2 protein-coding genes and 1 pseudogene are annotated in these 3,028 nt (G+C 73.9%); all 3 read right to left on the minus strand.

Features of this window, described 5'->3' with window-relative positions:
- Nucleotides 1-190: pseudogene (locus AN218_RS30290) on the minus strand (ATPase); the annotation flags it as partial.
- Nucleotides 181-1,500: a 6-phospho-beta-glucosidase gene (locus tag AN218_RS30295; protein WP_070020236.1), complete on the minus strand. Its 1,320-nt coding sequence runs from the start codon at nt 1,498-1,500 to the stop codon at nt 181-183. The pseudogene AN218_RS30290 and the gene AN218_RS30295, both read right to left, overlap by 10 nt.
- Before the next feature lie 24 nt (nt 1,501-1,524).
- Nucleotides 1,525-2,805 carry an ROK family transcriptional regulator gene (locus AN218_RS30300; RefSeq protein WP_070020237.1) on the minus strand — a complete coding sequence of 427 codons (1,281 nt, stop codon included), beginning with the start codon at nt 2,803-2,805 and terminating at the stop codon, nt 1,525-1,527.
- Nucleotides 2,806-3,028 lie beyond the last annotated feature (223 nt).

Consider the following 3,028-nt stretch of genomic DNA (forward strand, 5'->3'; position numbering starts at 1 on the left):
CCGCCGCGGCGAGCGCCTTGGCGATCGTCGTCCCGAGCCCGTCCACCGCCGCCTCGACGCCGACCGCGGGCGGCCGGAAGCCGCCGCCGCGCGCCCGTCCGAGCACGGCGCCGCCGATGTCGACCACCGCGACGTCGGTCTTGGTGTTGCCCGCGTCGATCGCGAGACAGGCCGACGTCGTCAAGCCCACGCCAGATGCTCCCGGTTGTGGGCCAGCAGCCGGTCGGTCAGCCCGTCGGCGAGGTCGTACTGCCCGATCAGCGGGTGCGCCAGCAGCGCCTTGAAGACGCGTTCGCGGCCGCCGTGCAGCGCCGCGTCCAGCGCCAGGTCCTCGTACGCGGAGACATGGGTGATCAGCCCGGCCTGCAACGGGTCCACGGCGGGCGCGGCCAGCGGTACGAGGCCCTGCGGGCCGACCTCCGCGGGTGCCTCGATCACGGCGTCGTCGGGGAGGAAGGGCAGCGTGCCGTCGTTGCGCAGATTGACGACCTGGACGTTCGGGGCGCCGCCGGTACGGCCCTCGCCCAGCGCCCGTCCAGCGGAGGGCTCGTCGGCGTCCGCCGTGCCCAGGAGCGCCGCGGCCAGCGCCACCGCCGCCTCCGAGTAGTAGGCGCCGCCGCGCCTGCCCAGCAGCGCGGGCTTCTCCTGGAGCGCGGGATCGCCGTACATCTCCAGCAACTCCCGTTCCATGGCCGCGACTTCCTCCGCCCGCGAGGGCTTGGTGTGCAGCTCCCGCACGGTCTCGTCGTGTGCGTAGTAGTAGCGCAGGTAGTACGAGGGGAAGACGCCGAGGGTCTCCAACACCTGCCGCGGCATACGCAGTTCGAGCGCGAAGCCGTCCGCGTGCTCCTCCAGCAGCCGCGGCAGCACGTCCACACCGCCCGGCCCTCCCAGCCGTACGCCCAGCTCCCACGTGAGGTGGTTGAGCCCCACATGGTCGAGGTGGATCTCGGCGGGCGCGACGTCCAGCAGCTTCGCGAACTTGCGCTGGAGCGTGATCGCCATGTTGCACAGCCCGACGGCCTTGTGCCCGGCCCGCAGCAGGGCGCGCGTGACGATCCCCACGGGGTTGGTGAAGTCGATGATCCAGGCGTCCGGGTTGGTGCGGCGTACCCGTTCGGCGATGTCGAGGACGACCGGCACGGTGCGCAGCGCCTTCGCCAGCCCGCCCGCGCCCGTGGTCTCCTGCCCGACGCAGTCGCACTCCAGCGGCCAGGTCTCGTCCCGCTGCCGTGCCGCCTGGCCGCCGACGCGGAGCTGGAGCAGTACGGCGTCGGCGCCCTCGATTCCGGCGTCGAGATCCGAGGTGGCGGTGACGGTCGCCTCGTGGCCCTGCTTGGCGAAGATGCGCCGCGCGAGGCCGGCCACCAGCTCCAGCCGGTCCTCCGCCGGGTCGATCAGCACCAGCTCGCGGACGGGGAGGGTGTCCCTCAACCGCGCGAAGCCGTCGATGAGTTCGGGGGTGTAGGTGGAGCCGCCACCGACAACTGCGAGTCTCATGTGGTCCGTCCCGTTCCTTCCGCTTCAGCGCGAGGTGTCGAACACTTCGTCCCGTGTGGTGGCCAGGGCGCTCTCCAGAGCGCCGTGCAGCACCGGCTCGCCGGTGACCGTGCCCAGCCTCAACGCCGGTTCGGGCACGGCCAGTTCGCGCAGCTCCGCCTGTACGAGGCGGCGCAGCCGCTCGCCGCCCGCCATGAGGACGCCGCCGGAGAGCACGATGAGCTGCGGGTCGAGCACGGCGACCATGGAGGCCAGGCCGACCGCCGTACCGGTGGCCAGACGGCTCAACAGGGCGTCGTACGCGGCGTCGTGGGGCCGTACGCCCCCTCCGCTCTCGCCGCTTTCGTCCTCGTCGCCGCCGTCGTCCGCTCCGCCGACGGCCGCGACCGCGCGCGCCACGAGGTCCGCGGCGTTCGTCTGCACGTCGGCCTCCGGGTCGGCGGCCAGGCCCAGTTCGTGCGCCCAGCGCAGCACCGCGCCCGCGCCCGCGAGCGCCTGGAAGCCGCCGCTGTTGCGCTCCGCCGGATCCCGTACGAGGGGTGTGCCGGGCACCGGCAGGAAGCCGACCTCGCCCGCGCCGCCCGTACGTCCACGGTGCAGCCGTCCGCCGATCACGAGCGCGGCGCCGATGCCCTGTTCGTTCCACAGCAGGACGAAGTCCTCGCGGTCCTCGGCGGCGCCACGCCGCTGCTCGGCGACGGCGACGAGGTTCACGTCGTTGTCGTACTCGACGGGCATCGGCAGCGCGGCGGCCATCTCCTCCAGCAGCGTGGGGGAGTGCCAGCCGGGCAGATGCGAGGCGTAACGCAGCCGTCCGGTGCTCGGGTCGAACGCGCCGGGGGTGCCGACGACCATGCGGTGCAGGGCGGAGACGTCCACGCCGGCGGCCTCGGCGGCGCCCTCGACGGCCCGTACGACCAGCTCGGTGGCCGGTGGCCTCGGACGCCCCTGTGGGCCCGCGGGCGTGGGGAGTTCGAAGCGTCCGGCGACGCGGCCCGTGACGTCCGCGACGCCGGCGAGGACGCGGGCGGTGGTGACGTCCACACCGGCGACGTGTGCGGCGTCCCCGTTGACGGCGTAGAGCTGTGCGTTGGGACCGGGGCGGCCCGCGCTGCGCCCGGTGACGCGGACCAGGCCCGCCTGTTCCAGCCGGGCCAGCAACTGCGAGGCGGTCGGCTTGGACAGGCCCGTCAGTTCACCGATCCGCCCGCGGGAGAGCGGGCCTTCGGCGAGCATGAGGTCGAGGGCGGCACGGTCGTTCATCGCCCGCAGCACGCGGGGCGTCCCCGGTGTCGTACCGGCCATCTGTGCCCTGCCTCCGGCCTCGGGGCCGCCCACTGTTAGGAAGCCTTCCAATTGTGGGACGGTATGGCCCGGGGCTCGGCGGCGTCAATGGGAGCGGGGGAGCCGCCGGAGCGGCAGGGACGTCAACCCTCCCATGGCGCGGGCTACTTGGGCGTCTTCTGGAGGGGGACGGCGGAGTTGTCCGTACGGCCGGGAGCACCGGCGCCCGCGGCGTTCGCCGCCG

Source organism: Streptomyces nanshensis, assembly GCF_001751255.1.
GTDB lineage: Bacteria > Actinomycetota > Actinomycetes > Streptomycetales > Streptomycetaceae > Streptomyces > Streptomyces nanshensis_A.